At 68.7% G+C, this 4,806-nt stretch carries 6 protein-coding genes and 1 pseudogene; all 7 read right to left on the bottom strand.

From position 1 onward, the window contains the following. Positions 1-736: pseudogene (locus H0523_RS31515) on the bottom strand (EscC/YscC/HrcC family type III secretion system outer membrane ring protein); the annotation flags it as partial. 47 nt (positions 737-783) lie between these two features. Further along, complete coding sequence (locus H0523_RS31510; protein WP_054432747.1) at positions 784-1,182, bottom strand: CesT family type III secretion system chaperone; 399 nt, start codon at positions 1,180-1,182, stop codon at positions 784-786. Beyond that, a complete protein-coding gene (gene sctU, locus H0523_RS31505) occupies positions 1,179-2,237 on the bottom strand; it encodes a type III secretion system export apparatus subunit SctU (protein ID WP_054432748.1) in 1,059 nt (352 codons plus the stop codon). The genes H0523_RS31510 and sctU overlap by 4 nt, the downstream gene beginning before the upstream one ends. Next, positions 2,234-3,034 (bottom strand): type III secretion system export apparatus subunit SctT, encoded by an 801-nt coding sequence (sctT, locus tag H0523_RS31500; protein WP_054432749.1) that lies wholly within the window; start codon positions 3,032-3,034, stop codon positions 2,234-2,236. Before sctT ends, sctU begins: the two co-directional genes overlap by 4 nt. A 14-nt stretch (positions 3,035-3,048) precedes the next feature. After that, complete coding sequence (gene sctS, locus H0523_RS31495) at positions 3,049-3,315, bottom strand: type III secretion system export apparatus subunit SctS (RefSeq protein WP_006392849.1); 267 nt, start codon at positions 3,313-3,315, stop codon at positions 3,049-3,051. A gap of 7 nt (positions 3,316-3,322) precedes the next feature. Further along, entirely contained in the window at positions 3,323-3,991 is a 669-nt protein-coding gene (gene sctR, locus H0523_RS31490) for a type III secretion system export apparatus subunit SctR (protein WP_054432750.1), read from the bottom strand. After that, the coding region (gene sctQ / locus H0523_RS31485) for a type III secretion system cytoplasmic ring protein SctQ (protein WP_180180294.1) at positions 3,988-4,806 on the bottom strand (819 nt) is incomplete at its 5' end. The genes sctR and sctQ, both read right to left, overlap by 4 nt.

Genomic DNA, 4,806 nt, shown 5'->3' with positions numbered 1-4,806 from the left:
CCTGGCCCCCGCCCTGCCCCGCGGCCGCGCCGGCCTCGCCGCCGCCTTGCGGAAAGGCCGGCGGATTGTCGCGCAGCGGCGCCGCGATGGCCGCCAGCGTTTCATTGTTGGCCCCGCCGCCGCCGCCCGTGATCAGGTTGCGCAGCACCGTGGACAGGCCGGGCGTCACCACCTTCTGGTCGCGATAGCTGATGGTGCGGTCATTGACCGAGGCGTGCTTGAGCCGGAACACCGCCACCTGCTGGCCGCCGGCGCCCATCGGCAGCGCGGCCACGGTGCGCTCCACCAGGTCGACGTAGCCCGGCGGACCCGACACCAGCGCGATGCCCTGGTCGGGCAGCTCGCCCCAGCCGAAGCGCGGATCCAGCACGCCCAGCTGCTGCAACGCCTGGCGCAGCGCGCTGATGGAGCTGCCCATGGCGCTGACCGAGCGCGTCTTCATGTCGTTGGTGCGGCTGACGAACAACGTGCCCGCATAGACGAACCAGTTGAAGCCGTACACGCCGCCCAGCCGGTCCATGAACTCGGTCGGCGTATTGGCATTGAACTTGCCGTTGACCGTGCCGGTGACATTGGGCCCGAGCTGCAATGACAGGCTGAAGCCGCCGGCGAATTCGCGCAGCAGCGTCTGCAAGTTTTCGTCGCGGGCATAGTAGCTGTAGGGCACGTTCGGCCAGTTCGGCGCGGCCTGCGCGCCGGCCGCCAGGCCCAGCGACAACGCGGTCGCCAGAATCATCCGCTTCAACACTCTATCTCCTCGGGCGACATGCCCGTCACGCGTATTCATGCCAGCCGCCGCACGGCGCCGGCCCAAAAGGACAGCGCATTGGTGAATGCGCCCATGGCTTCGTCCAGCGCCAGTTCGCCGCTGCCGGGCTGCAGCGATTGCTGCAGCCACAGCGCGCGGCCCTGCGGATCGACCACGCAGGCGGCCGCGTGGCGCGCCAGCATGCCCGCGGCCAGCTTGCCGATTTCGGTCACCAGCCGGTCGCGGTCGACGTCGCTGGCCGGCAGCGCGCACAGGCGCGCGCTCATCGCCAGCCAGCCGTCGCGCGCCGGCTGCAGATGCACGCGGTAGGTCTGGTCGACCACCACGGTGAGGCGGCCGTCGGCGCGGGTCGACGGCGGCAGGCCGTGGCGCGCCGCGTAGGCGGATATCAGGGGATGCTGGAGTGCGTTCATGTCGGATCGTCCGGATTGCCGGCCAGCTTCCTGACCAGCCGCAGGACTTCGGCGACGGGCTCTATCAGTTCGCTGGGGATGTATTGGTCGGGCTGCGCGGACGCCATCAGCGCGCGCGCCAGGGGAATGTTCTGCATCACCGGCACGCCGGCCTCGCGCGCGGCCGCCATCATCTGTTCGGCCAGCGCGCCCTCGCCCTTGGCCAGCACCACCGGCAGCGGCGTCTCGTCGGGCTCGTAGTAGATCGCCACCGCCAGGTGGGTCGGGTTGGTCACCAGCACCGAGGCCTTGCGCGTGCTGGCGACCGCGCCGTGCATCACCATTTCCTGGTGCAGGTGCTTGCGCTTGTGCTTGATGTGGGGGTCGCCCTCCATCTCCTTGAATTCCTGCTTGATGTCTTCCTTGCTCATCATCAGCCCCTTGCGGTACTGCATGCGTTGCCAGACGAAGTCGGCCAGGGAAATCACCACATAGGCCACCGCGATGTTCACGATCAGCGTGCGCATCATGCCGCCCACGCCCGCCTCCAGGCCGGCCAGGCCGCTGTGCGGCACCGCCATCAGCTCAGGCAACGCATCGCGCACCACCAGCGTCACCAGCACCGACAGGAAAGCGATCTTGATGACGGACTTGAGCAGCTCGACCAGGTTCTTCTTGGAGAAGATGTTCTTCAGGTTGCTCATGACGTTGAGCTTCTTGGCCGAGGGCTTGAGCTTCTCGAACGCCAGCACCACGCCCACCTGCAGGAACTCGGCGAACATGCCCACGATCAACACGATCAGCACGAACGGCAGCACCAGGTAGACGGCTTCGCGCAGCGCCGCGTCCAGCGCCACCGGCAGCGCCTGCTCGAACGGCTGCCCCACCAGCGTCGACGGGATCAGCACCAGCCGCCCCAGCGACTCGATGATGCCGTGGGCGTTGCCCAGCATGTAGCCGAACAGCGCCAGCACCAGCAGCGTCTGGGTGAAGTCCTTGCTGTGCGCGACGTCGCCCTTCTGGCGCGCGTCGCGCAGCTTCTTGTGGGTGGGCTGTTCGGTCTTTTCGCCGCTCATGGCGCCCGCCACTGGTTGTCGAGGAAGGGCAAGGCCGAGCCGATCTGGCCGGTGGCCTCGGCGGCGTACTCGAACAGCGTGTTCATGTAGAGCACCATCACCAGCAGCGCCAGCGCGCTCTTGATCGGCATCGCCAGGAAGAACACCTGCAACTGCGGCGCGAAGCGGCTCACCAGCGCCAGCCCGACCTCGGCCAGGAACATCGAGATGATGGCGGGCGCGGCGAACAGCAGCGTCAGCCGCAGGAAGCGGCCCAGCTGGTCCAGCATCAGCGGCACGCTTTCCTGGCGCAGCGTCGGCGTCCAGTCCCACAAGTCCCACAGCCGGAAGCTGTCGTACAGCATGGTCAGCATCAGCATGAAGCCGCCGCCCACCAGGAAGAACACCATGAAGGCCTGGTTGAACAGGATGCCGAGCGGCGACGAGTCGTTGCCGGTGGCCGGATTGATGGTCGCGCCCAGGCTGGCGCCGCGCTGGTTGTCGACCACGAAGCCCACCGCCTCGAAGATCCAGAACGGGATCGCCACCAGGAACCCCATCACCAGGCCGATGAAGACTTCCTTGGCCACCAGCAGCACCAGCTCGATCGCGCCCAGGTCGGTCACGGCATAGCGCGGCGCCAGCGCCGGCACCAGCACCAGGCCGATGGCGGCGCAGATGGCGTAGCGCAGCATGCCGGGCAGCAGCTGGCGGTTGAACAGGGGCAGCATCGCGCACAGCGCCAGGATCCGCGGCTGCGTCAGCGCCAGCGTGCCCAGGAAGACTTTCGCTTCGACGTAGGTGATGCCCGAGATCATGTTGCCGGCCGCTCCTAGTGGATCTTGTAGAAGAGATCGAACACGGAGATCGTGAAGTTGTACAGCTCGGCGCTGAGCCAGCGCGCCGTCAGCAGGATCGTGGCGAACACCGCGATCAGCTTGACGGCGAACGACAGCGTCTGCTCCTGGATCTGCGTCAGCGCCTGGAACAGCGAAAACAGCGTGCCCACGATCGCGGCGACGGCGATCGGCGGCAGCGACAGCCACAGCACCAGGTAGAGCGCCTGGGTCATGTACGAGACGAGGTCGACGGTTCCCATGGCGGCCTCAGGTGTAGGACAGCACCAGGCCCTGGATCAGCCGCGTCCAGCCGTCGACCATGACGAACAGGAACAGCTTCAGGGGCATGGAGATCGTGACCGGCGACACCATCATCATGCCCATCGCCAGCAGGATGTTGGAGACGATCAGGTCGATGATGACGAACGGCAGGTACAGCAGGAAGCCGATCTGGAACGCGGCGGTCAGCTCCGACAGCAGGAACGACGGGATCAGCACCAGCAGGTCGTCTTCCTTGAGGTTGCGGGCCTGCTGCTCGCCCCACAGCCCGCGCGCGGTGCGCAGGAAGAAATCGCGCTGCTCGGGGCGGCTGTTCTTGAGCATGAAGCCGCGCATCGGCTCGGCGCCGCGCGCCACCGCGTCGAGAATGCCTTCGAGCCGGTCCGGCTGCGCCGCCCCGGGCGCCACCACCGCGGGCGGCGCGCGCAGCTCGTCGCCGATCTGCATCACCACCGGCCCCATGACGTAGGCCGACAGGATCAGCGCCAGCCCGTACAACGCCATGTTGGGCGGCACCTGCTGCACGCCCAGGGCATTGCGCACCAGCGTCAGCACCACCGCGATCTTCAGGAACGAGGTGGTCATGACGGCGGCCAGCGGCACCAGCGCCAGCAGCGCCAGCACCACCGCCAGGCTGATCGGATCCGCGCCGTTCATGCGCCCGCCTTGCCCAGCCGGTGCAGCGTCACGCCGATGCGGCCGTCGATCTCGACCAGTTCGCCGCTGCCCACCAGCGCGCCGTTGGCGCGCACCAGCACCGGGCCGTCGGCCAGCGGCCGTTCCAGATCGAAGGTTTCGCCGGGCTGCAGCTGCCGCAGCTCGCCCAGGGTGATCAGGCGTTCGCCCAGTTCGAAGGTCAGTCGGACGGGAATGGCGTCGATATCGAGCGGTGTCTGGGCGCCCGCTTCGGCATCCAGCGGCGGTTGCGGCGTCTCGGTCATGAGGGAAGTCCAGCCTTGGGTAACGAGGTATGAGGAGCCCTGGCGGCGCACGCGCAGCCCTTGGCCGTCCGCGCCCAGCCACAGTTCGCCGTCGGGCGAGACCAGGCAGTGGTCCAGGAAAAGGGTGTCGCGCGGCGCCAGGCCGCGCAGTTCGGCCGCGGCCAGGTGGGTCCAGCCCAGGCAGGCGCGGATGCGCACCGGCACCGCATCGAGGTCGATCTCGCTGGCCGCCGGCGCGGCGCGGCCGACCAGGCCGGCCAGCAGCATCAGGCCGAGGCCGTCGGTGTCCAGCGTGGCGTAGATCGCGGCGCCGTTGGCGGGATGGCGCGCGGCCACGGTCCAGCCATGCGCCAGGGCCGGGGCCGGGCCATCGCGGCCGACCACCCGCAGCGGACCGCCCGGCGACACCTCGGCCAGGCCCGCGACCACCTCGGCCAACAGCGTCTCGATGGCGGTCGACACCAGGGCCGGCGGCAGCGCGCCAGCGTCAACGTCCGGCAGGCGCGCCGCCAGCCAGGCATCGGCGGCGCT

This window comes from Achromobacter insuavis, from assembly GCF_902859645.1.
GTDB classification, from domain to species: domain Bacteria; phylum Pseudomonadota; class Gammaproteobacteria; order Burkholderiales; family Burkholderiaceae_B; genus Achromobacter; species Achromobacter insuavis.
Note: the sequence above shows the minus strand (reverse complement) of the source record. Positions and strands in the feature narration are given on the sequence as shown.